Here is a 20,437-nt window from a genome sequence, read left to right on the forward strand (position 1 = left end):
TACGGCCGATGCCATGCAGCCGATCCCGTTCGATCCATCGCGTTTCTTCGAACGCTTCACCTGGGAACATCATGGATCGACGCTGGGGATCGTCTATCATGCGCACGGCACCGACTGGACCGAGCTTGCGCTACCCTATGGCGAGCATCTGGTCGGCGATCCGGCATCGGGCGTCATCGCGTCCGGGCCGATCGTGACATTGCTCGATCAGGCGACAAGTTCGGCGGTATGGCTGAAGCGCGGCGGGTTCCTGCCGCATGCGACGCTCGATCTCAGGATCGATTATCTGCGGGCGGCGACGCCGGGCCGGACGGTCATCGGGCGCGGCGAATGCTATCGGCTGACCAAAAGCGTCGCCTTCGTCCGGGGCAGCGCGCATGACGGCGATCCCGACGACCCGCTGGCGCATGTCGCCGGCACGTTCATGGTGACGCGGATGACGGCGGGAGTCGGCGCATGACGCTGCCACCCTATGCCGAACTGCTGGGCATGGCGGTCGAGGCCGACGACGACGGCACGCGGCGGCTGATGATGCCCTACGCCGGCAGGGTCAGCGGGCGACCGGGCTTCCTGCACGGCGGCGCGATCGGCGGGCTGCTGGAGATGGCGGCGATCCTGCGCCTGCGCGACGCGCTGGGCGACTCGGCGGCGGTGGCGAAGCCGGTGACGCTGACCGTCGATTATATGCGTGGCGGGCGCGAGAAGCCGACCTATGCCGCCGGTATCGTCCGCCGGCTGGGGTCGCGGGTCGCCAATCTGGATGCGATCGCCTGGCAGGACGACCGCGCCCAGCCGATCGCGGCGGCGCGGGTGACGTTCCTGCTGCGGCGATAATCTCACCCCCGTTCGTCCTGAGCTTGTCGAAGGGCCTTTCTTCGGGCGGCGGGCCGGCGGCCCGGAAGAAAGGGTAGCGCTTCGACAGGCTCGGCACGAACGGGGAGGAGTGGGGCGTTACCTACTTCCCGAACGAACTCGTGCGATAGAGCAGGGTGATCGCGACGCGGCGGTTGCGGGGGTCGGACGGGTTCTTCTCGATCATCGGCTCGCGGTCGGCGACGCCTTCGATGCGGTAGAAGCGCGCCTCGGGGACGCCACCCATGGCGAGGCGGCGGCGGGTGGCTTCGGCGCGGCCTGACGACAGCGTCCAGTTGTTCATCGATCGCGGATCGCCGAAGGCCAGGCTGTCGGTATGGCCGCGGATCATGATCGGATTGGCCGTGCCCTTGATCGCGTCGGCGACCAGTCCGACCAGGGTCGATGCCTCGGGCACCAGCGCGGTCGTGCCGAGCGCGAACATCGAATAGTCGGCGTCGTCGATCAGGTCGATCCGCATGCCGTCGCGCGTCATGATGAAGCGGACGTGCTTGCCAAGCCTGGCGAGCTTGGAATCTGCGCGGATCTGTGCCTCGACACGGGCGCGCAACTTGGCGAAGTTCGCCTTGTCCTCGCTTGCGGCGGCCGTATTGCGCAGCGAACCCTTGTCGCCCGACCCTTCCTTGTTCCCGCCGCTCGCGCCGGCCGGGATCGTCAGCGCGCGCGTGCCGGTCTGTTGCGCCTTGTGCGGGTAATTGTCCTTGTCGGTGATCGACGATCCGCCGAACAGGCCGTTCGACCCGGCCGAATTGTCCTTCAGGTCGACCATCGTCGGCGTGAAATAATCGGCGATCGACTTGCGCTGTTTCTCTGTCGTCGCGCCGAGAATCCACAGCAGGAGGAAGAACGCCATCATCGCCGTCACGAAGTCGGCATAGGCGACCTTCCACGCGCCGCCATGATGACCGCCGTGTCCGTCGGCGATGATCTTCTTGACGATGACGATCTTGGGCGGCTGGTTGTTGCCGTGAGGAGCGCGAGCGGCGGCCACCGTTTATCTCCCGCGCAGGCCGTCGAAGACTTCGCCGAAGCCGGGCTGGTTGTGATGCGCGATGCCCGAGCGGGCGGCTTCGATGACCAGAGGCTGCGGGTGGCCGTGGAGCGAGGCGATGATGATCTGCTTCACGACGTGATAGATCGCCGAATCGGCGTCGATCACCTGCTGCAAGCGGTTGGCGAGCGGAGCGACGATCCCATAGGCGAGCAACACGCCGAGGAAGGTGCCGACCAGCGCCGAACCGATCATACCACCGAGGATCGACGGCGGCTTGTCGATCGAACCCATCGTCTTCACGACGCCGAGCACTGCCGCGACGATGCCCAGCGCGGGGAGCGCGTCGCCGAGCGACGTCAGCGTGCCCTGCGGGCCCTGCACCTCATGGTGGTGGGTCTTGATCGCGTTATCCATCACCTCCTCTACCGCATGCACGTCGAGCGTGCCTGACGAGACGACGACCAGGCGCAGCGTGTCGGCGATCAGGTTGACCAATGTGTGGTCGGCCAGCAGGCGGGGATATTCGGCGAAAACGCTGGAGGACTTGGGGTCCTCAACATGCGGCTCGAGCGCGATCGGACCGTCGACGCGCAGCATCTTCATCAGCTTGCTGACGAGGAAGATGGTGTCGAGATAGTCCTGCTTCTTGTACTTCGGACCCTTAAAGACCTTGGCCATGCCGCCGCCGATCGCCTTCAATTCCTTGCCCGAATTGCCGATGATCAACGCGCCCATCGCGGCGCCGCCGATGATGAGCATCTCGTGCGGGATCGCCTCCAGCACCGGGCCGAGGGCACCGCCGGTGATGACGAAGCCGCCGAACACCATCCCGAGCAGGACGACGAGGCCGATCGCAGGAAACATGGTCTAGGATAACCCCCATCTTGCCGCCGCCCTATTCAGGCGAGGCAGGTCGTTCATTCGATCCTGTCTGCCAGCGGGAAATGGGGATTTGGTTAACCCCGCAGGCCGTGGCGACCATGGACAAGAAAATACGGCGGATCAGCGCAGATAGTCGAACAGGTTGAGCGACGTGAGCTTGCTGAAACTCGCCTGCGTCGCCTGAAGCACCGTCATCGTCTTCTGCAATTCGGTGATGGTCGCGGTGACGTCGGTATCCTCGATCGCGGAGCGTGCCGCTTCGCGCGTCAGCCCCAGGTCCTCGAGCCGCGTCTGCTCCAGCTCCAGCCGCGCGCCGCGAGCGCCGATCGACGTGCGTGCGTTGGTGACCGAACTGAGCGCGGTCTGCACGTCGACGCTGGCGTCGCCCACGCTGGTATTCGCCTTCAGATTGTCCGACAGCGCCTTCACGATCGCGAACATGTCGCTGGTCGTGCCGTCCTTCTTGGTCAGCCCGCCGAAGACCTTCTCGCCGCTGGTCGTCGCGGCGATGGTGCGACCGTCGCCGATGGGGATTTCCCCCGCTTCGCCGCCGCCGTTGAAGACCACGGTCCCGTTGGCGGGCTTCGCGCCGGCCGGCGTGACGGTGTAAGGCGTCGCGGTGCTGTCGCCGCCGAACAGGGGGCTACCGCGCGAATCGGTCGTGTTGGCGACGCGCAGCAGATCGTCCAGGATGACGTCGAGCTCGGCGGCGAGCGCCTTCTTCTGATCAGCGCTGAGCGTCGCGCTGCCGGCGCTGACGGAGATTTCACGGACGCGCGTCAGCTGCGCCTCGATCGTGCCGAGCGCGGTCGACGATGCATCGAGCAGCGAGGTCGCGAGGTCGATGTTGCCAAGTTCGGCATTCGAGTCCGCGCCAGCGCGCTTCAAGGCGGTCAGCGCGCGATATCCCGATGCGTCGTCGGACGGCGTCTGGATACGCTTCGTCGTCGACAGCTGCGTGTTGAGCAGGTCGGCCTTGGCACTGAGCGTGCCCATCCGGTCGCGGAGGCGATCGAATTGCAGGGACGTGGCGACGCGGGTGACGGACATAGGGCTGGGCCTCAGCGGATGTCGATGATGGTCTGCAGGATGTCGCGCGCGACCTGGATCACGCGGCTCGACGCCTGATAGGCCTGTTGAAAGCGGATGAGGTTCACGGCCTCTTCGTCCAGATCCACGCCGACGACGCCGTCGCGTGCGGCGAGTGCCGTGCTGTGGATCGCTCCCTGTGCCGTCGCGACGGTCTTGCGCGTCACGAGCAGGGCGGCGTTCGACGTCGTCATGTCGTCGAAATCATTTTCCCACCCCGCCGACACGCGCAGTGCGGTCAGGCGTGTCATGTTGCCGTTGCCGCGCGGACCCTCGGACGCGCCATAGGCGGCCGCGATGCCGGACGGATCGGTAAGCTTGACCGAGATTTCGGTCGCGGGCGCGCCGGTGGCGACCTCGAACATCGCCGTACCTGGCGTTCCGGCCAGCGTCTTGCCGCCCGCCTGCCAGTCATTCATCTCCTTGACGAAGCTCTTGGCGATCTTGTCGAGGTCCTCGCGCGCACCGGCGATTCGCAGCGCGCCGTCCGACAGTCCGGCCAGCGCACCGCCGTTGGGGCTGATGGTGTCCATCGATCCGCCGCGGCTGACGCTGACGACGACGGTCCCCGAAGTGTTCGATGCAAAGGAAATGAGCGACCCGTTCTCGACGTCGGCGATGATCGGTCCGTTCGCCCCGCCCGCCCGCACGGTCGCGCGACCGGCTTCGTCGAGCTTGACGTTCACGTCGACCAGCGCGCTCATCGATTCGAGCGTGCGGTCGCGTTCATCGAGCAGCTGGGCCTGGGCGGCGGAGCCGTCGGCGGCGCGGGTCAGCCCCTGGTTGATTCGTGCGATGCCGCGGCTGAGTTCGGTCAGCTGCGCCGCGATGTCCTTGCCCTTGCCGTCCAGTTCGTCGGCGGCGGCGGTCAGCGCGCGCCCGGTGCTGGCGAAACCGGCGGCGAGCGAGCGCGCATCCTCCAGCATCACCGTGCGCGGGGCGGTTGCAGCGGGATCGGCGGCGACGGTCTTGGCGGTCGCGAAGAAGGTGTTGAGGCGATCGGTCAGCTGGTTGCCGCTGAGCGCGCCTTCGATCCGGTCGATCCAGGCGACGCCGGCCTCGGTCCGCGCGACGTCGGACCCGCTCGATCGCGCTTCGGAGGCGCGGAATTCGTCGCTGGCGCGCGAGACACCGGCGACGCGCGCGCCGAAGCCGTAGAGGACGGCGTTCTGCCCCAGTCCGGCGACACCGGCCTTGGCGACTTCGGTCAGCTGGACGCTGCGGCGCGAATAGCCCGGCGTCGCGGCGTTCGCGATATTCTCCGACGTGGTGGCGAGCGCGGTCTGATAGGCACGGACGCCGGACGTGCCGATGCTCATCAGGTCGCTCATGGCGTCGTCCCTTCGTCACCGACCGGCTTGGTCTTCTGCAGGAATTCGGTCATCGCGCGACCAATGCCGAGCGGCGCATGCTGCGCCATGCTCTCGGCGACCTTGCCGTCGAACATGTCGCGGAACTGCTCACCCGCCTTGTTGTCGAACAGGCCGTCGGCGAGCTTCGCCGACCGCATCGACTTCAGCATCATGCCGGTGAAGATCGCCTCGAACTTCGTCCCCGCCTCGGCAAGATTTTCCTTGCTCTTCAGGCGCGACGTGTCGTTCGACAGCCCGCCCGCGGTGCCGGTGACGCCCGTGATGTCGGGGGTGGTCGAGGCGGGAATGCCCGTCACAGGACGATCAGTTCCGCCTTCAGCGCGCCGGCCTGCTTCAGCGCCTCAAGGATGGCGACCAGGTCGGCCGGCGACGCACCGATGGCGTTCACCGCATTGACCACATCGGCCAGCTTGGGTCCGGGCTGGAACAGGAACATCGGACGCTTCTCTTCCTCCACTTGCACAGCGCTCTTCTGCTCCAGGGCGGTTTCGCCCTTCGAGAAGGGCGCCGGCTGGCTCACGCGCTGGTTTTCCTCGATACGAACAGTTAGTTTACCATGTGTTACCGCGGCGGGACTCACCCGGACGGCACTATTGATAACGACCGTACCGGTGCGGGCATTTACAATTACTTTCGCGGGGGCCTCGGCCGAGGTGACGTCGAGGTTCTCGATCCCGCTCATCAACTGCGCGCGCACGTCGGAACCGGGCGGGGCGGTGACGCTGATCGACACGCCGTCGACCGCGCGCGCGATGCCGGCGCCGTAGCGGGCGTTGATCGCGCTCGCGACATTCTGCGCGGTGGTGAAGTCGGCGCGCGCCAGGTTGAAGGTGAGGGCAGGGGTGCTGGCGAAGCCGGTGTCGACCGCGCGCTCGACGGTTGCCCCTTCGGGGATGCGGCCGGAGGAGGGAACGTTGACCACGACCTTCGACCCGTCGGCGCCGTCCGCGCCCAGGCCGCCGACCGCCAGGTTGCCCTGCGCCATCGCATAGATCGCGCCGTCCGCACCGTACATCGGCGACAGGATCAGCGTACCGCCGCGCAAGCTCTTGGCCTTGCCCAGTGCCGACACGGTGATGTCCAGCTTCTGGCCGGGCTTGGCGAAGGCGGGCAATTCAGCGGTGATCATGACGACCGCCGAGTTCTTGAGACCCGGATTGGCGCCCGGCGGCAGTTGCAGGCCGAAGCGCGAGGCGACGCCCTTCATCGACTGGACGGTATATTCCAGATTGTCGTCGCCCGTGCCCGGCAGGCCGACGACGACGCCATAGCCGGTCAGCTGGTTGGTACGGATACCCTGGAAGGCGCCCAGATCCTTGATGCGGTCGGCGTTGGCCGGGCCGGCGATCAGGATACCGAACAGCGCGGCGAGGAGGAAACGAAGCATGGAAGCGATCCTCAGAACGGGCTGATGGTCTGGAAGAAACGGTTGAGCCAGCCCTGGCGGCTGGCGCGCTGCACGTCGCCGCGGCCGGTGTAGGCGATCTTCGCATCGGCGACGCGGGTCGACAGCACGCGGTTGTTCGCGTCGATGTCGGCGGGCCGCACCAGCCCGCGGATCTGGACGAATTCGTCGCCGCGGTTGAGCGTCAGCGTCTTCTGCCCCTGTACGATCATCGTGCCGTTGGGCAGCACTTCGGCGACCGTCACGCTGATTTCGCCCGACAGCGTGTTCGACTGGTCGGCGGTGCCGGTTCCGCCGAAGTTGCGCTTGCCGCTGATGGTGACGTCGGTCGGCTTGATCGCCGCCAGCGGGCCCGTCGTCGGCGGGGTCAGGCCGAAGCCGCCACCCGAGTCGAGCTTGCTGCCGGCCGACTTCGACGCCTGGGTGCGCTCGGTCAGCACGATCGTCAGCGGGTCGCCGACGGCACGCGCACGCGCGCCTTCGTACAGGCCGCCATAGCTGGCCGAGACCTGGAAGATCGCGCCATTGGCCGGCGGCGGTGGGGCGACCGGTGCGGCATAGGTGGTGCGATATTCGGCCGGCGGAACGACCGGCTTCTTCTTGCCGAACAGCCCGGCATCGGCCGGTGTCGCGACGATCGTGGCAACGATGCCGAGGACGAGGGGGGCGGAGAGGGTGCGCATGATGTCGTCGCCGATTAGATGTTCTGGTTGACGTATTTGAGCATTTCGTCGGTCGCGGAGATCATCTTGGAATTGACCTCGTACGCGCGCTGGGTCTCGATCATGTCGACCAGCTCCTCGACGACGTTGACGTTCGAGCCCTCCAGCATGCCCTGGCGGATCTTGCCGCGGCCGTCCTGCCCGGCGATGCCCAGGTTGACCGCGCCGCTGGCGCCCGTCTCGATCAGGTAATTGCTGCCGATCGAGGTGAGGCCCGCCGGGTTGGCGAAGCTGGCGACCTGGATCTGCCCGACCTGCGTGGCTTCGGTCTGACCGGGGACGGTTGCCGATACGGTGCCGTCCTCGCCGATCGAGATCGACGTGGTGCCTTCGGGGATGGTGATGCCGGGCATCACCTGATAGCCCTCCGACGTGACCAGCAGCCCTTCCGCCGAGCGGTTGAAGTTGCCCGCGCGGGTATAGCCGAGCTGGCCGCCCGGCATCTGGACCTGGAACAGGCCGTCGCCGTCGAGCGCGAGGTCGAGGCTGTTGCCCGTCGTCTGGAGCGAACCCTGCGTCGTGATGCGCGACGTGCCCTGCACGCGCACACCGGTGCCGAGGTTCAGGCCGGTCGCGTATTTCGTCTCTTGCGTGCTGGCGGCACCCGGCGCGGTGACGACCTGATACGCCAGCGTCTCGAACGCGGCGCGGTCCTTCTTGAAGCCGGTCGTGTTGACGTTGGCCAGGTTGTTCGAAATCACCCGCATGCGCGTATCCTGCGCGTCGATGCCGGTGCGGGCGATGTGGAGAGCGGATGAACCCATGGTGTCAGTCCTTCGAAATTAGCTTGGCAGGCGCATCAGCGAGGACGAGGCTTCGTCCATCGACTTGGCTTCCTTCAGCACGCTGGCCTGCACTTCGTAGCTGCGCTGGTTCTCGATCATGTCGACCAGCGACTGGGTCAGGTTGACGTTCGACCCTTCGAGCGCACCGATCTGGACCTTCGCGTCGAGATCGTCGGGCAGCACGCCGCCGCCCTTCACGCGCAGCAGGTTGTCGAGCCCCTTGGCGGTCTGCGTCCCCTGCGGATTGCCGAAGCGGATGCGGTCGACCTCCTGCGGGGGGGTGCCGGGGGCGGCGCCTATCGGCAGGATCGAGATCGTCCCGTCCTCGCCGATCATCACGTCCTGCGCCGGGGGGACGGTGATCGGCCCGCCCGATCCCATGACCGGGAAGCCATCGCCGGTTTGAAGCACGCCACTTTCGGTGATCTGCAGGTCGCCGCGGCGGGTATAGGCCTCGGTCCCGTCGGGCGACTGCACCGCCATCCAGGACGCGCCGGGGATGGCGATGTCGAGCTTGCGGCCGGTCGCTTGGATGGTGCCGGCGCGGCGATCCGCGTCGAGCACTTCCTCCGACATCGGCTGGCGCGACTCGAGGCCCGCGCCGCCCTTCAGCATAAGTTGCTGAAAGGCGGTGCGGTCGGCGCGAAAGCCGGTGGTCGACGCGTTCGCGATATTGTTCGCGATCGACGCCTGGGCAGACATCTGCCCCTTGAGCCCGCTGAGGGCGGTGTAGACCATCCGGTCCATCGCGCGTGTCCCCTAGTCAGCCGTTACGATCAGCTGCGGATGTTGAAGATGGTCTGCGAGATCTGGCTCGACGTCTCGAGGCTCTTCGCATTCGCCTGGAAGTTGCGCTGGGCGGCGATCAGGCCGACCAGTTCCTCGGTGATGTCGACGTTCGAGCGTTCGATGGCGCCGGTGCTCAGGTTGCCGAAGCCGTTGCCGCCCGCCTCGCCCAGCTTCGCCTCGCCCGACACGCCGGTCGCCGACCAATAGCTCTTGCCCAGCTGGCGCAGGCCCGACGGGTTCGAGAAGTTGGCGAGCGCGACCTTGCCCAGTGCCTGGGTGTCGCCGTTCGAAAAGCTGGCGCTGACGACGCCATATTCACTGATCGTGACGCTCTCGATCTGGCCGATCGCGCGGCCGTCCTGCGTCTCGCTGTTCTTGACGAACGGCGAGCTGAGCTGCGTGGTGAGCGAGCCGAAATCGAGCGATACGGTCTGCGACGTCGTCGCGCTGGCCGGCGTGAAGCCGTCGAACGTGACCTTGGTCGCCGGGGTGCCGGTTCCGCCGTTGGCGTTGGCGACGCCGGTCAGCTTGCCCTTGTCGTCGAAGGTCATCGTCATCGGACCCTTGACGCCGCCCGACGACAGCTGGTCGCTGCCGACGAAGGTATAAACCTTCCAGGTGCTGGTCGTGCCTGCGCCGGTCGAGGCGGTATCGCGGACGTAGTAATTGGTCATCGTCTGCGCGTTGCCGAGCGCGTCGAAGATCGTCGTCTGCGACGAGTTGTTGTAGGTCGCGGGATTGAAGCGGTCGAACTTGTACGCCGGACCGCCATTGTTGAAGATCTGGCTGTCCTTCGGGATCGACGCGTTCGCCGACAGGTTCACCGACAATTCGGTCTTAGTCGTCGCGGACGGCGTGCCGCTGGTCGCGGGCAGGCGAAGCGACACGACCGAATCCAGGCCCGTCGCGACGACCGTGCCCGAACCGTCGACCGGATAGACCTGCAGCTTGCCGCCGTTCGCGTCGGTGACATAGCGATCATTGTCGACGAAGAAGGCGCCGTTGCGCGTGAAGGCGACCTTGGCCGAGTTGAGGTCCGGCTTGACCGCGAAGAAACCTTCGCCCGAGATCAGCATGTCGAGCGAGTTGGTCGACTGCTGCGAGCCGCCCTGGCTGAACTGCTGGCGCACCGCCTTCACGACGGTACCCGAGCCGATCATCTGCGTCGGCGAGATCGACACGTTCGACGCCATCACGTCGGCGAACTCGACGCGGCTCTTCTTGAAGCCGTTGGTCGAGACGTTGGCGAGGTTGTGCGAGATCGTCGCCATTTCGGTTTGCGAGGCCTGGAGACCCGAAAGCGAGGTGTAGAAGGTCATGGATCTGCTCCTGGTGAAGTCGTTCTAGATGTTCAGGCGATGGCGCGGACGGCGGTCGTCTTGACCTTGCCGACGCCGGCGATGTCGAGGACGGGGTCCGAGCCCTGCGGCATCGAAACCGATGTGACCGGCGCCCAGACGAGCGTGCGCGCGGTGACCGCGCTGCCGTTGTTGGCGGCCGCCGCGGTGACGGTGAAGGGGCCGCCGGTGACGTCCGTGCCGTCCTCGGCCTTGCCGTCCCAGTCATAGGAGGCGGTGCCGGCGGCCTGTGCGGGCAGGTCGATCGTGCGTACCGTGGTGCCGGACGCATCCTTGATGGTCAGCTTGAGCGAGCTCACCGCATCGTCGAGCTCGATTGCGCCGGCGAAGCCGCCGCCCGACCGCGGATAGGCGGTCTTGCCCTCGGTCAGCACCGTCTTGCCGACATAGGCCGCGGCATCGGATGCGCCGCCCGACAGCTTGGTCGAGATCGACTTCAGCGTTGTGCCCATCTCGCTGATCCCGGCGAGCGACGAGAATTGCGCCATCTGGGCGACCATCTGCGAATTGTCGACCGGCTCGAACGGGTCCTGGTTCTTCATCTGCGCGGTCAACAGCGCGATGAAGTCGCCCGGGCCCATTTCGCTGAGCGACTTGCTCGGCTGCTTGGCCGCGGTGCCGGCGGCGGTGGCCGACGCATTGCGCGCGATGCCGGCGTTCTTCATCGCCGTATCGAAGGAGGAGGGGGTGGTAGCCATCTATCAGCGTCCCAGCTTGAGGGTGTCGATGATCAGCGTCTTGGCGGTCTGCATGACCTCGACGTTGTTCTGGTAACTGCGCGCGCTCTCGAGCATGTCGACCAACTCGCGCGTCTCATCGACGGCGTTCTCGAAGACGTTGCCGTCCTTGTCGGCCAGCGGATTGCCCGGATCGTAGCGCTTGGTCGGCTCCTCGCCGGCGGTCACGACCTTCTCGACGTTGACGGTCGCCATCTGCGACGCCTGGTCGAACTGGGTGCGGAACACGGGCTTCAGCGAGCGATACGCCGCCTGCGGAGTCGTCGCGACGCCGCCGGCGTTCGCCAGGTTCGACGCCGTCGTGTTCATCCGCACCAGCTGTGCGGACATCGCGCGACCGGCGACCTGGAAGATGTTCATGGGATTGTCAGCCATCTAGCTCACTCCCCCTTCAGCGCGCGGGTGATGGTGCCGATGCGACCATTCAGGAACGACAGCGTCGTCTGATAGGCGACGGCGTTTTCGGCGAAGGCGGTCTGTTCGGTCGCAAGCTCGACGGTGTTTCCGTCCATGCTCATCTGGGTCGGCAGCCGGTACTTGGTGTTCGCGACGATGCCGCGGTCGATCGAGGAACCGGTCTCGGCCGATTTCAGCGCGGCGCCGAAATCGATGTCCTTCGCCTTATATCCCGGTGTCGATGCGTTCGCGATGTTCGACGCGAGCAGCGCCATGCGCTGCGATCGCACCGCCAGCGCCGTCCCGTGCACCCCGAAAAGATCGTTCTCCGCCATGATGGTCAGTTCCCGCATTGATGTCGGCGGTCTCTTTGCAACGGCCGTGCCAAATGCCGGATTTGATCGCGATTGCCGGTGGCGGCAGGCGGAAGCGGCAAGGGCTTGCCGCCGGCGGCGAAGGGTTGCCGGGGGATGCGGTTCCTGTCCGGCCAGCGAGGGCGCCTTCCTCGGCCGGTACGAGGGCAATCGTCGATTGCGCGTGACGCCGGCAATTCGGCACGCCCTTTGCAAAGCTTCGCGCGATGACATTTGCGTCCACCCTTGCGCCCTTCCTCGATCCCGTCGCCATCGCCATCGTCGGCGGGGGGACGGTCGTCGCCACCATCCTGCGCACGCCCGCGCGCGACCTCGTACGCGGGGTCGTCGCGCTGAAGGTCGTCGGGCGGACGCCGTTCGGCGCCGGCAGCCTCGTCATGCAGGTAGAGGCGCTCAGCCGGATCACGTCGCGCCACGGCGTCATGCAACTCGACCGCTCGGTCATCGCCGACCCGGACGTCGCCGCGGCGATGGCGCGGATCGTCGATGGGGCGGACGGCGATATCGTCCGGACGCTGGTCGACGAACTGCGCATCGCCCGGTTCGAACGGCAGCGCGCCGCTGCCGAGATGTGGGCGGCCGCCGCCGAATTCGCGCCGGCGATGGGCATGGTGGGTACGCTGATCGGCCTCGTCCGGCTTTTCACCAGCATGACCGACCCGTCGGCGATCGGCAGCGCGATGGCGATCGCGGTGCTGGCGACACTTTATGGTGCGTTGATCGGCAACCTCGTCTGCCTGCCCGTCGCCGCGCGTCTCAAGCGCCTGGCGCGGGCGGAATGCGTGGAGCGGGGTCGGCTGGTCGAGCCGCTCGCGCGCCTGGCGACGCGGGAGGCGCCGCGAGCCGCCGCGACCACGGTGGCGGCGGCATGACGATCGACCACATCCTCGACGACGAGCCGCGCCGCTCGATCTGGCTGGTGACGCTGGCCGACGTGATGATGCTGCTCGTCGGCTTCTTCGTGTTCCTGCAGGTCAATCCGAACGTCGATGCGCGCGCGCTGTCGCAGTCGATGCGCGAAGGCTTCGGTCTGGCCACCGACGTGCCGATCGCGCTGGAGGCGAATGTCGTTCAGGGCTTCGCGCCCGGCTCTGCCGTGCTGCCGCCGCACGATATCGCCGCATGGGTGCGCGCGGTGACGACCGATCCCCGTACGACGGTGCGCGTGACCGGCGGCACCGATGGGACACCTGGCGACGTCGATCCGCGTACCCAATCCGGCGCGATCCTGGCCGTCGACCGCGCTCGCGCCGTCGCCGCGGCGATCGCCGCCGACGTGCCGGCGGGGCGCATCGCGATCGATACCCGACCCGGTGCCGGCCGCGCCGTGCAACTCACCATATCCTATGATGGGGAAACCCGATGATCCGTACCATCCTATCGCTCGCCATCCTCGCCGCGCCGCTGCCGGCGGCGGCCCAGGCGATCAAGTTCCAGGATACCAGTGCGATCGATATCGCGGTCGTCGCCTTCACCGGGCATAAGGTGGGGGAGGAGGGGGGCGCGCGCACCCCGGTCGACGCCCGGCTGAAACTCGCCGCCTGTCCGCTGCCGCAACTCGACTGGCGCGGCAGCTATCAGGACGCGGTCGTCGTCACCTGTGACGCGCCGCGCTGGCGCATCTATGTGCCGATCAAGCTGCCGCCGCAGGCCGCCCGACCGCAGGTCGCCGCCGTTACCGCCGCCGCGGTCGCGCCGGTCGCCAAGCCCGAGCCCGTCATCAAGCGCGGCGACCCGATCACCGTCGAGGCGGGCGGCGCCGGTTTCTCGATCACCCGCGACGGCACCGCGATGGGCGATGCGCCGGCCGGCGGGCGATTGCTGGTCAAGATCGATCCCGCCAAGCCGCCGATCCAGGCGGTGGCGCTGTCCGCCGGTCGCGCAACTCTGCCCAACTGAGTGGTGAACCCGCCGTACACCTTCATTCTTTGAAAAATCTTCTAAAGGTCCCGTGGCATAAGTCGTTCTACCGTGTGACGAAGCATCTCAAGGACGGAAGCCATGGTGGATCCGATCGGTACCATAGGGACGGCGAGCATCGATCGCCGACTTGCGCCTGTCGCACCGGCACCTGCGGTACAGGCGACGCAGCCGACGGTGACGGCGGCGGCGACCCGCGCGCCCTCGACATTGCAGGCCCTGTCGCAGCCCGCTGCGGCCCAGGCGCCGGTCGATGTCGAGCGCGTGACCAAGATCAAGCAGGCCATCGAAGACGGCAAGTTCCCGCTGCTGCCCGCGACGATCGCCGACCGTCTGCTCGCGCTCAAGCTCGAATGGAACCCCAATGAGCCGTCGTGAGGCGCTGATCGAGATGATCGAGGCGCTGCATGGCGAGATCGATGCGTTGAAGACCAGCGATATCGCCGGGCTGGAAGCCGCAACGACGCGCAAGCTGCGCTGCATCGAGACGGTCGCCGCGCACGACCACGAACCGCGCACCGCCGAGATCGACGAACTGGCGCGCGAGGCGCACCGGCTGAATGAAACCTGCCGCATCTACGTCAACCTGATGGCGGCAAACGTCCGCCGTCGCCTGCAGCTTCTTGCCGGTTCGCCGACCCCGGCCTACCGCCGGAGCGGGGCTGCCGCCTACGCATAACCCTTTATTCCTCCCCGCTCGCGGGGAGGGGGGCATGCGCATCATGGTGGAGGGGGCTCTCCACGAGCGACACCCTCCGCGCCCCGCCCCCTCCACCACGCCGCTGCGCGACGCGGTCCCCCTCCCCGTACCGGGGAGGATATTTTCCCTATTTGGCACGGCTCTTGCTGAAACATCCGCAACAGGGGTTTCAGGCAAGATTTCCGTATGACCATTCCGAACCTGACAAGGGTCGCCGCCGGACGGGCCACGGGCGTTCAGAACGCCATCCAGCTCGCTTCGACGCGGACGGGCGTCGATTTCAACTATCTGCTGGGCCAGGCGCAGGTCGAAAGCGGCATGAACGCGTCGGCACGCGCCGGCACGTCGTCGGCGACCGGTCTCTATCAGTTCATCGAACAAAGCTGGCTGGGCGTGGTCAAGAACCACGGTGCCGAACATGGCATGGGCTGGGCCGCCGACAGCATCACCCGCACCGCGTCGGGCAAATACACCGTCAGCGATCCCGGCGTCCGCCGCCAGATCCTGTCGCTGCGCAACGATCCCACCGCATCGTCGCTGATGGCGGCCGAACATGCCGCCGACAACAAGGACAAGCTGGCCGCCTCGCTCGACCGTGACGTCACCGGCACCGACCTGTACATGGCGCATTTCCTGGGACTGGGGGGCGCCAAGAAGTTCCTCACCGCAATGGCCGGCAATGCCGACCGCAGCGCCGCCGCCCTGTTTCCCGCCGCTGCCCGTGCCAATCGCGGCGTGTTCTACGCCGCCGATGGCAGCGCCCGGTCGCTGGGTGAAGTCTACGAGCGCTTCGCTGCCAAGCTCGACAAGGGTGCGGCCGCATCGGGCGCGACCGGCCTCGCCAGCGCGGCGATGAACGCGGTGAAGCTCGATCCCGACATGGAAGTCGTGCTGGGCAACGAAGCGCAGGGCGGCGACCGCGCCTGGCTCGCCTCGACGCTCGAACGCTTCGGCGCCTCGGGTCGGGCGACCGGCGCTGCCGATGCCGCCGCGACGCTGCTCCGTCCCAACCCCGACAATGCGCGGCTGGCCTATATGATGCTTGCCCAGCTGGGAGGTAACGTCTGATGGCGTCGCCTGCTCTTGCGAAGGCTTTGCCCGGACTGAAGGGCGCGGCGCTGCCGGCGGCGATGCTGCTGCTGGTCGTGCTGATGGTCGTGCCGATCCCGGCCTTCATGCTCGACGTGTTCTTCATCATGAACATCGTCATCAGCCTGGCCGTGCTCATGGTCGCGCTGAACGCGCAGAAGCCGCTCGATTTCTCCGCCTTCCCGACCGTACTCCTCTTCGCCACCCTGTTCCGCCTCGCGCTGAACGTCGCTTCCACGCGCGTCGTGCTGGGCAAGGGGCATGAGGGCGAGGCGGCGGCCGGCCACGTCATCGAGGCGTTCGGCACCTTCCTGATCGGCGGCGATTATGTCGTCGGCCTGTTCGTGTTCAGCATCCTCGTCATCATCAACATGATCGTGGTGACCAAGGGTGCGGGCCGCGTGTCCGAAGTGTCGGCGCGCTTCACCCTCGACGCCTTGCCGGGCAAGCAGATGGCGATCGACGCCGACCTGAACGCCGGCCTGATCACCCCGGACGAGGCCCGCGCGCGCCGCGTCGAAGTGTCGACCGAAGCCGATTTCTACGGCTCGATGGACGGTTCGTCGAAGTTCGTGAAGGGCGACGCGGTCGCCGGGCTGCTGATCCTCGCGATCAACATCATCGGCGGCCTGATCCTCGGCACGGTCAGCCATGGGCTAGGCGTCAAGGAAGCCGCGCAGACCTATATCGTGCTCGCGATCGGCGACGCGCTCGTCGCGCAGCTGCCGGGCCTGATGCTGTCGATCGCCGCCGCTGCGATCGTCACCCGCGTCACTTCCAGCCAGGACTTGGCCGGCCAGATCGGCGGCCAGTTCGCCAGCCACCGCACCTGGACCCCGGTCGCCGCCGCTCTCGGCGTGCTCGGCCTGGTCCCCGGCATGCCGCATTTCCTGATCCTGCCGATCGCAGCCGCTGCCGGCTATGCCGCGTGGCGTCTGAAGCAGGCATCGCAGCGCCCGGTCGTCACCGAAGCGCCGGCCGCCGCCGAGCCGCAGGACCTGTCCAAGATCGGCTGGGACGAAGTGACCGATACCTGCCATGTCATGCTCGACATCGGCTATGGGCTGGTGCCGCTGGTCGACGAGCGCAAGGGCAGTCCGCTGATGGGCCGCATCACCGGCGTGCGTCGCCAGCTGTCGAAGGATCTGGGCTTCGTCGTGCCGCAGGTGCGCGTGCGCGACGACATCAATCTGGCGCCGTACACCTATCGTATCATCATCGGCGGCGTCATCGTCGGCGAGGATCAGGTGTCGCCCGACGAGATGCTGGCGCTCGACACCGGCCAGGCGGTCGGCGGCCTGCGCGGCAAGCCGGCCAAGGACCCGACCTTCGGGCTCGATGCGGTGTGGATCGCGTCTTCCGACTCCGATGCGGCAACCGGCGCGGGCTATCTCGTCGTCGATGCCGGAACGGTGGTGGCGACGCACCTTAACCAGCAATTGCTGACCCATGCCTGCGACCTGCTTGGCCCGGACGAGGTCCAGTCGCTGCTCGACGGACTGAAGGAACGCGCGCCCGGCCTGGTCGCAGCACTGTCGCCGAACCCGCTGCCGCTCACGACGCTGACCCAGGTGCTGCGCGCGCTGCTGGCCGAAGGGGTGCCGCTGAAGGAATTCCGCCGCATCGCCGCCGCGCTCGCCAACGCCGCCACCAAGTCGGCGGATGCGGAGGAACTGGTCGAGCTGATCCGCCCCGACCTCGGCGCGCTGATCATCCAGAAGCTGTGCACCGTGCGCGAGCCGCTGCGGGTCATGACGCTGGAGGGACATCTGGAAGCACTGCTGGGGCAGGCGATCCGTTCCGACCCCGCGCGCCGCCACGCGATCGAACCCGACCTCGGCCGACGCATCGCCGATGCGTTGCAGCAGGCCGCCCAACCGCTGATTGCGGAGGCCAAGCCCTTCGCGCTCGTCGTCCAGCCCGCGATTCGCATCGCGATGCGTAAGCTGGTGAAAACCATTTTGCCGGATACTCCCGTCATGAGCTTCTTCGAAGTACCAGAGGACAAGTCGGTCGAAGTCGTCGCCGTGATCGGCGCGCCCGATACACAGGGTGCGATCGGCGGCGGTCAGCAGGCGCTGGCGGCATGAGCTTCATGAGCCGCATCGCGCCCGCCGCGGCCGCCCCGCTGATCTATGGCCCGCGCCCCGTGCCTGGCCCGGACATGAACGCGATGGTGCGCCAGCACATGCCCAAGGTCCGCCGGATCGCCTGGCATGTCCACGGCAGCATGTCCTCTGCAGTCGAGGTCGAGGATCTGGTCCAGATCGGCCTGATCGCGCTGGTCGAGGCGGTCGCGACGTTCGAGGATCGCGGGCAGGTGACGTTCGAGCAATATCTCAACACGCGCGTCCGCGGGTCGATGATCGACGAACTGCGCCGACAGGCCACGCTGACCCGCGGGGCGATGAAGCGTCGCAAGCTCTATCACGAAACGGTCGCCGCGCTGACCGGCCCCGACGGTCGGCGGCCCGCCGATGCCGCGGTCGCGGAAAAGCTGGGCGTGACGGTGGATAAATTGCGAACCGATTATGCGACCGCCGAGCCGGTGCGGTTTGAGAATGTCGACGATGTCCATGCCGATGAGGGACCATGGTTCGTGTCGGACGAGCCATCGCCGTTCGACCTGCTGGCCGACAGCGATCAACGCGACACCCTGATCGAAGCGATCGCGTCCCTGCCGGAGCGCGAGCAGCTGGTGATCCAGCTCTATTACGTCGAGGAATTGAACCTCGACGAAATCGGCATGGTGCTGGACGTCGGCGCAGCGCGGGTCTGCCAGATCAAGAAGTCGGCACACGATCGGCTGAAGAAGGCGCTGACGCGGCGGGTCTAAAGCGGTCCCGACCCCGCTCCGTTTCTCATATCCCGTTCGCCCTGAGCGAAGTCGAAGGGCGTCATGCGGCAAGTCCGATGCTCGCGGGAGAGCTGCCCTTCGACTTCGCTCAGGGCGAACGGACCTTCTGGACGTACAGTTCGGTCAGACCGGCACCGCGGCTCCGACCGGCCCGACGTCCGCCGGCTCGCCACGCGAATAGATGCCGGTCAACAACCCTGCCGCCAGCACCCGCCCGCGCATCGCATCGACGATATCGCTCCGGCTGGGCGTCGCCCCAGGATCGTCCGTCCCGGCAAGCGCGAACAGCTGGAACGCGTAGCGGTGTTCGCCATGCCCGGTCGGCGGGTCGGGCGGCAGCCAGCCTTCGCTCAGATAGGAGTTCCGCCCGACATCGCCCTGCGCGCCGCCGTCGCCATCCGCGACGATCGCACCCTCGGCCAATTGTCCGTCCCCGGCCGGCAGGCCCCAGACGATCGCATGGACCAGCGGGGAGGGGGTAGGGGCGTCGGCATCCTCGACCAGCAGCGCCAGATGCGTCGCCTCTGCCGGGATGCCGGTCCAGAACAGCGGCGGGGAGACCCCGTCGCCGTCCGCAGTAAACCGCTCCGGCAGGCGCCCGCCATCGGCGAAGGCAGGTGAGCGCAGGTCGATCGCCGCGAAACTGCCCAGGCCGTCCTGCACGATCGCCAGCTTGTCAGTGCCCGCGCGCAAACCCTTCAGGGCATGGCCGAGCCAATGGGGAATATGTTCGAGCATGGCGCGACAACGCGCACGGGTGGTTACAGGTCCAGCTTCTCGTAATCGGCCGGCGGGCTGACGATCTCCATCCGCTCGGCCAGCAGCGGGCGGAAGCTCGGGCGGCTCTTCATGCCGACGTACCATCGCTTGGCCTGTTCGTGGCTCTTCCAGTCGATGCCGCCCAGATAGTCGGCGACCGAGATCTGCGCTGCTGCCGCGAGATCGGCCAGGCTCATCGTCGCCCCGGCCAGCCATGTGCGGTGATCGAGCAGATAATCGATGTAATCGAGATGCCCGACCGCCGCGCGCATCGCCTCGCGCAGCAGCGATGCGTCTGGCGCGCTGCGATGGACGACGCGCTTCAACATGCGCTCGTTCAGCAGGGGCGCGGTGATGTCGCGATAGAATTGCGTGTCGAACCACGCGACCAGCCGGCGGATCTCCGCACGGTTGGCGGCGGTGCCGTTGATCATCGCCGCCTTGTCGACGGTTTCCTCGAAATATTCGCAGATCGCCATCGAATCGATCAGCGGGGCGCCGGCCCGCTCCGTGTCGATCATCACCGGGGTCTGCCCGGCCGGGTTCATGTCGAGGAATTCGTCCCGCCGCGCCCACGGCGATTCGCGCACCGGTTCATAGCCGACCCCCTTTTCGGCCAGCAGCAGCCGGACCTTGCGCGAAAAGGGGCACAGCGGGAATTGATAGAGCTGCCACATGCAGCCCTATCTACCGCGGACGGCGAACCCGTCCAGCGGGCGTATCAATAATCGTCGTCGTAATCGGACGCAGCGCTGGCGAGCAGGCCGGACAGCGGCGCGATCGCGGCCTGCAGACGGCTGGCCGTGCGAGCAAGTTCGCCCGACATGGCGAGCGCATCGCCCGCGACCATGCCGGCCCCGGCGACAGCGCGGCGGGCGTCGTCGTGCAGGCGCGCCTCGAAATGCGGATCGCGGCGGCGCTCGACATCGCGCAGCGTGTCGTTCGGGCGGATGCCGTCACGCGGATCGGTGTAGCGCGCCAGCGGCCCGACGCGCGTGTCGAGCACGATACCGGCCAGCGCGCTGACTGCGCCGGCGATACCCTCCTGCACCACCGGATCGTTCAGCCGACGCGCGGCATCGACCTCGGCGCGGGACTGGGCGGCGGCAGGCGCGGCGACGACACACAGGGCCAGGGCGGCGGGGGTGAACAGACGCATGATACTCTCCCGAGTCGAAACAGGAACGGGACGCCTTATAGCACAAAGGCTTAGCCTTGGCTGAACGAGCTTCAACCACGCACTGCCGTTCACCCTGAGCTTGTCGAAGGGTTGTCCTTTCTTCGTGCGACAGACCAGTCGGCGGAAAGAAAGACAGTGCTTCGACAAGCTCAGCA

The 20,437-nt window shown here is 67.1% G+C and carries 26 protein-coding genes; 10 read left to right on the plus strand and 16 right to left on the minus strand.

Annotation, left to right across the window (positions count from 1 at the left end):
* The first annotated feature begins 13 nt into the window (after positions 1-13).
* Together ACFSC3_RS00700 and ACFSC3_RS00705 are read left to right on the plus strand one after the other, a co-directional pair.
* Positions 14-460 carry a PaaI family thioesterase gene (locus ACFSC3_RS00700; protein ID WP_380937724.1) on the plus strand — a complete coding sequence of 149 codons (447 nt, stop codon included), beginning with the start codon at positions 14-16 and terminating at the stop codon, positions 458-460.
* On the plus strand, positions 457-834 hold the full coding sequence (locus ACFSC3_RS00705) for a PaaI family thioesterase (protein ID WP_380937726.1): 378 nt from the start codon (positions 457-459) through the stop codon (positions 832-834). The genes ACFSC3_RS00700 and ACFSC3_RS00705 overlap by 4 nt, the downstream gene beginning before the upstream one ends.
* A 121-nt stretch (positions 835-955) precedes the next feature.
* Here ACFSC3_RS00705 and ACFSC3_RS00710 read toward each other — a convergent pair whose 3' ends face one another.
* From ACFSC3_RS00710 to flgB, 13 genes are all read right to left on the minus strand, one after another.
* Complete coding sequence (locus ACFSC3_RS00710) at positions 956-1,864, minus strand: flagellar motor protein MotB (RefSeq protein ID WP_380937728.1); 909 nt, start codon at positions 1,862-1,864, stop codon at positions 956-958.
* A gap of 3 nt (positions 1,865-1,867) precedes the next feature.
* Positions 1,868-2,731 (minus strand): flagellar motor stator protein MotA, encoded by an 864-nt coding sequence (motA, locus tag ACFSC3_RS00715; protein WP_380937730.1) that lies wholly within the window; start codon positions 2,729-2,731, stop codon positions 1,868-1,870.
* 138 nt (positions 2,732-2,869) lie between these two features.
* On the minus strand, positions 2,870-3,799 hold the full coding sequence (gene flgL, locus ACFSC3_RS00720) for a flagellar hook-associated protein FlgL (protein WP_380937732.1): 930 nt from the start codon (positions 3,797-3,799) through the stop codon (positions 2,870-2,872).
* An 11-nt stretch (positions 3,800-3,810) separates the two neighbouring features.
* Entirely contained in the window at positions 3,811-5,169 is a 1,359-nt protein-coding gene (gene flgK / locus ACFSC3_RS00725; protein WP_380937734.1) for a flagellar hook-associated protein FlgK, read from the minus strand.
* The gene (locus ACFSC3_RS00730) at positions 5,166-5,507 is read right to left on the minus strand and encodes a rod-binding protein (protein WP_380937736.1); all 342 of its coding nucleotides are present in this window, start codon (positions 5,505-5,507) and stop codon (positions 5,166-5,168) included. The genes flgK and ACFSC3_RS00730 overlap by 4 nt, the downstream gene beginning before the upstream one ends.
* Positions 5,504-6,598 carry a flagellar basal body P-ring protein FlgI gene (locus ACFSC3_RS00735; RefSeq protein ID WP_380937737.1) on the minus strand — a complete coding sequence of 365 codons (1,095 nt, stop codon included), beginning with the start codon at positions 6,596-6,598 and terminating at the stop codon, positions 5,504-5,506. Before ACFSC3_RS00735 ends, ACFSC3_RS00730 begins: the two co-directional genes overlap by 4 nt.
* 11 nt (positions 6,599-6,609) lie before the next feature.
* The gene (locus ACFSC3_RS00740; RefSeq protein ID WP_380937739.1) at positions 6,610-7,299 is read right to left on the minus strand and encodes a flagellar basal body L-ring protein FlgH; all 690 of its coding nucleotides are present in this window, start codon (positions 7,297-7,299) and stop codon (positions 6,610-6,612) included.
* A 14-nt stretch (positions 7,300-7,313) separates the two neighbouring features.
* Positions 7,314-8,102: a flagellar basal-body rod protein FlgG gene (flgG, locus tag ACFSC3_RS00745; RefSeq protein ID WP_380937741.1), complete on the minus strand. Its 789-nt coding sequence runs from the start codon at positions 8,100-8,102 to the stop codon at positions 7,314-7,316.
* Between the two features lie 18 nt (positions 8,103-8,120).
* A complete protein-coding gene (flgF, locus tag ACFSC3_RS00750; RefSeq protein WP_380937743.1) occupies positions 8,121-8,870 on the minus strand; it encodes a flagellar basal-body rod protein FlgF in 750 nt (249 codons plus the stop codon).
* A gap of 29 nt (positions 8,871-8,899) precedes the next feature.
* The gene (locus ACFSC3_RS00755) at positions 8,900-10,231 is read right to left on the minus strand and encodes a flagellar hook protein FlgE (RefSeq protein WP_380937745.1); all 1,332 of its coding nucleotides are present in this window, start codon (positions 10,229-10,231) and stop codon (positions 8,900-8,902) included.
* A gap of 32 nt (positions 10,232-10,263) precedes the next feature.
* A complete protein-coding gene (locus ACFSC3_RS00760; protein ID WP_380937747.1) occupies positions 10,264-10,968 on the minus strand; it encodes a flagellar hook assembly protein FlgD in 705 nt (234 codons plus the stop codon).
* 3 nt (positions 10,969-10,971) lie between these two features.
* Positions 10,972-11,382 (minus strand): flagellar basal body rod protein FlgC, encoded by a 411-nt coding sequence (flgC, locus tag ACFSC3_RS00765; RefSeq protein ID WP_380937749.1) that lies wholly within the window; start codon positions 11,380-11,382, stop codon positions 10,972-10,974.
* 5 nt (positions 11,383-11,387) lie between these two features.
* Positions 11,388-11,738 carry a flagellar basal body rod protein FlgB gene (gene flgB / locus ACFSC3_RS00770; protein ID WP_380938528.1) on the minus strand — a complete coding sequence of 117 codons (351 nt, stop codon included), beginning with the start codon at positions 11,736-11,738 and terminating at the stop codon, positions 11,388-11,390.
* A 245-nt stretch (positions 11,739-11,983) separates the two neighbouring features.
* Here flgB and ACFSC3_RS00775 point away from each other — a divergent pair, with 245 nt between their 5' ends.
* The 8 genes from ACFSC3_RS00775 (at position 11,984) to ACFSC3_RS00810 (ending at position 18,322) form a co-directional block, all read left to right on the plus strand.
* Positions 11,984-12,649: a motility protein A gene (locus tag ACFSC3_RS00775; RefSeq protein WP_380937751.1), complete on the plus strand. Its 666-nt coding sequence runs from the start codon at positions 11,984-11,986 to the stop codon at positions 12,647-12,649.
* Positions 12,646-13,143, plus strand: coding sequence for a flagellar motor protein MotB (locus tag ACFSC3_RS00780; RefSeq protein ID WP_380937753.1), 498 nt, complete (start codon positions 12,646-12,648; stop codon positions 13,141-13,143). The genes ACFSC3_RS00775 and ACFSC3_RS00780 overlap by 4 nt, the downstream gene beginning before the upstream one ends.
* The gene (locus ACFSC3_RS00785; protein WP_380937755.1) at positions 13,140-13,676 is read left to right on the plus strand and encodes a flagella basal body P-ring formation protein FlgA; all 537 of its coding nucleotides are present in this window, start codon (positions 13,140-13,142) and stop codon (positions 13,674-13,676) included. Before ACFSC3_RS00780 ends, ACFSC3_RS00785 begins: the two co-directional genes overlap by 4 nt.
* Positions 13,677-13,778: 102 nt before the next feature.
* On the plus strand, positions 13,779-14,075 hold the full coding sequence (flgM, locus tag ACFSC3_RS00790) for a flagellar biosynthesis anti-sigma factor FlgM (RefSeq protein ID WP_380937757.1): 297 nt from the start codon (positions 13,779-13,781) through the stop codon (positions 14,073-14,075).
* Entirely contained in the window at positions 14,062-14,376 is a 315-nt protein-coding gene (locus ACFSC3_RS00795; RefSeq protein WP_380937759.1) for a flagellar protein FlgN, read from the plus strand. Before flgM ends, ACFSC3_RS00795 begins: the two co-directional genes overlap by 14 nt.
* 207 nt (positions 14,377-14,583) lie before the next feature.
* Positions 14,584-15,465, plus strand: a complete 882-nt coding sequence (locus tag ACFSC3_RS00800; protein WP_380937761.1) for a lytic transglycosylase domain-containing protein — start codon at positions 14,584-14,586, stop codon at positions 15,463-15,465.
* Positions 15,465-17,576 carry a flagellar biosynthesis protein FlhA gene (gene flhA / locus ACFSC3_RS00805; RefSeq protein WP_380937763.1) on the plus strand — a complete coding sequence of 704 codons (2,112 nt, stop codon included), beginning with the start codon at positions 15,465-15,467 and terminating at the stop codon, positions 17,574-17,576. Before ACFSC3_RS00800 ends, flhA begins: the two co-directional genes overlap by 1 nt.
* Positions 17,577-17,581: 5 nt before the next feature.
* Positions 17,582-18,322 carry a FliA/WhiG family RNA polymerase sigma factor gene (locus tag ACFSC3_RS00810; RefSeq protein ID WP_380938530.1) on the plus strand — a complete coding sequence of 247 codons (741 nt, stop codon included), beginning with the start codon at positions 17,582-17,584 and terminating at the stop codon, positions 18,320-18,322.
* A gap of 144 nt (positions 18,323-18,466) precedes the next feature.
* Here ACFSC3_RS00810 and ACFSC3_RS00815 read toward each other — a convergent pair whose 3' ends face one another.
* The 3 genes from ACFSC3_RS00815 to ACFSC3_RS00825 are packed head-to-tail and all read right to left on the minus strand — an operon-like array spanning position 18,467 to position 20,261.
* Positions 18,467-19,081 (minus strand): YbhB/YbcL family Raf kinase inhibitor-like protein, encoded by a 615-nt coding sequence (locus ACFSC3_RS00815; RefSeq protein ID WP_380937765.1) that lies wholly within the window; start codon positions 19,079-19,081, stop codon positions 18,467-18,469.
* A 23-nt stretch (positions 19,082-19,104) separates the two neighbouring features.
* Positions 19,105-19,779, minus strand: a complete 675-nt coding sequence (locus ACFSC3_RS00820; protein ID WP_380937766.1) for a glutathione S-transferase family protein — start codon at positions 19,777-19,779, stop codon at positions 19,105-19,107.
* 44 nt (positions 19,780-19,823) lie between these two features.
* Positions 19,824-20,261, minus strand: coding sequence for a hypothetical protein (locus tag ACFSC3_RS00825; protein WP_380937768.1), 438 nt, complete (start codon positions 20,259-20,261; stop codon positions 19,824-19,826).
* Positions 20,262-20,437 lie beyond the last annotated feature (176 nt).

It is taken from the genome of Sphingomonas floccifaciens, from assembly GCF_042681125.1.
Classification (GTDB): domain Bacteria; phylum Pseudomonadota; class Alphaproteobacteria; order Sphingomonadales; family Sphingomonadaceae; genus Sphingomonas; species Sphingomonas floccifaciens.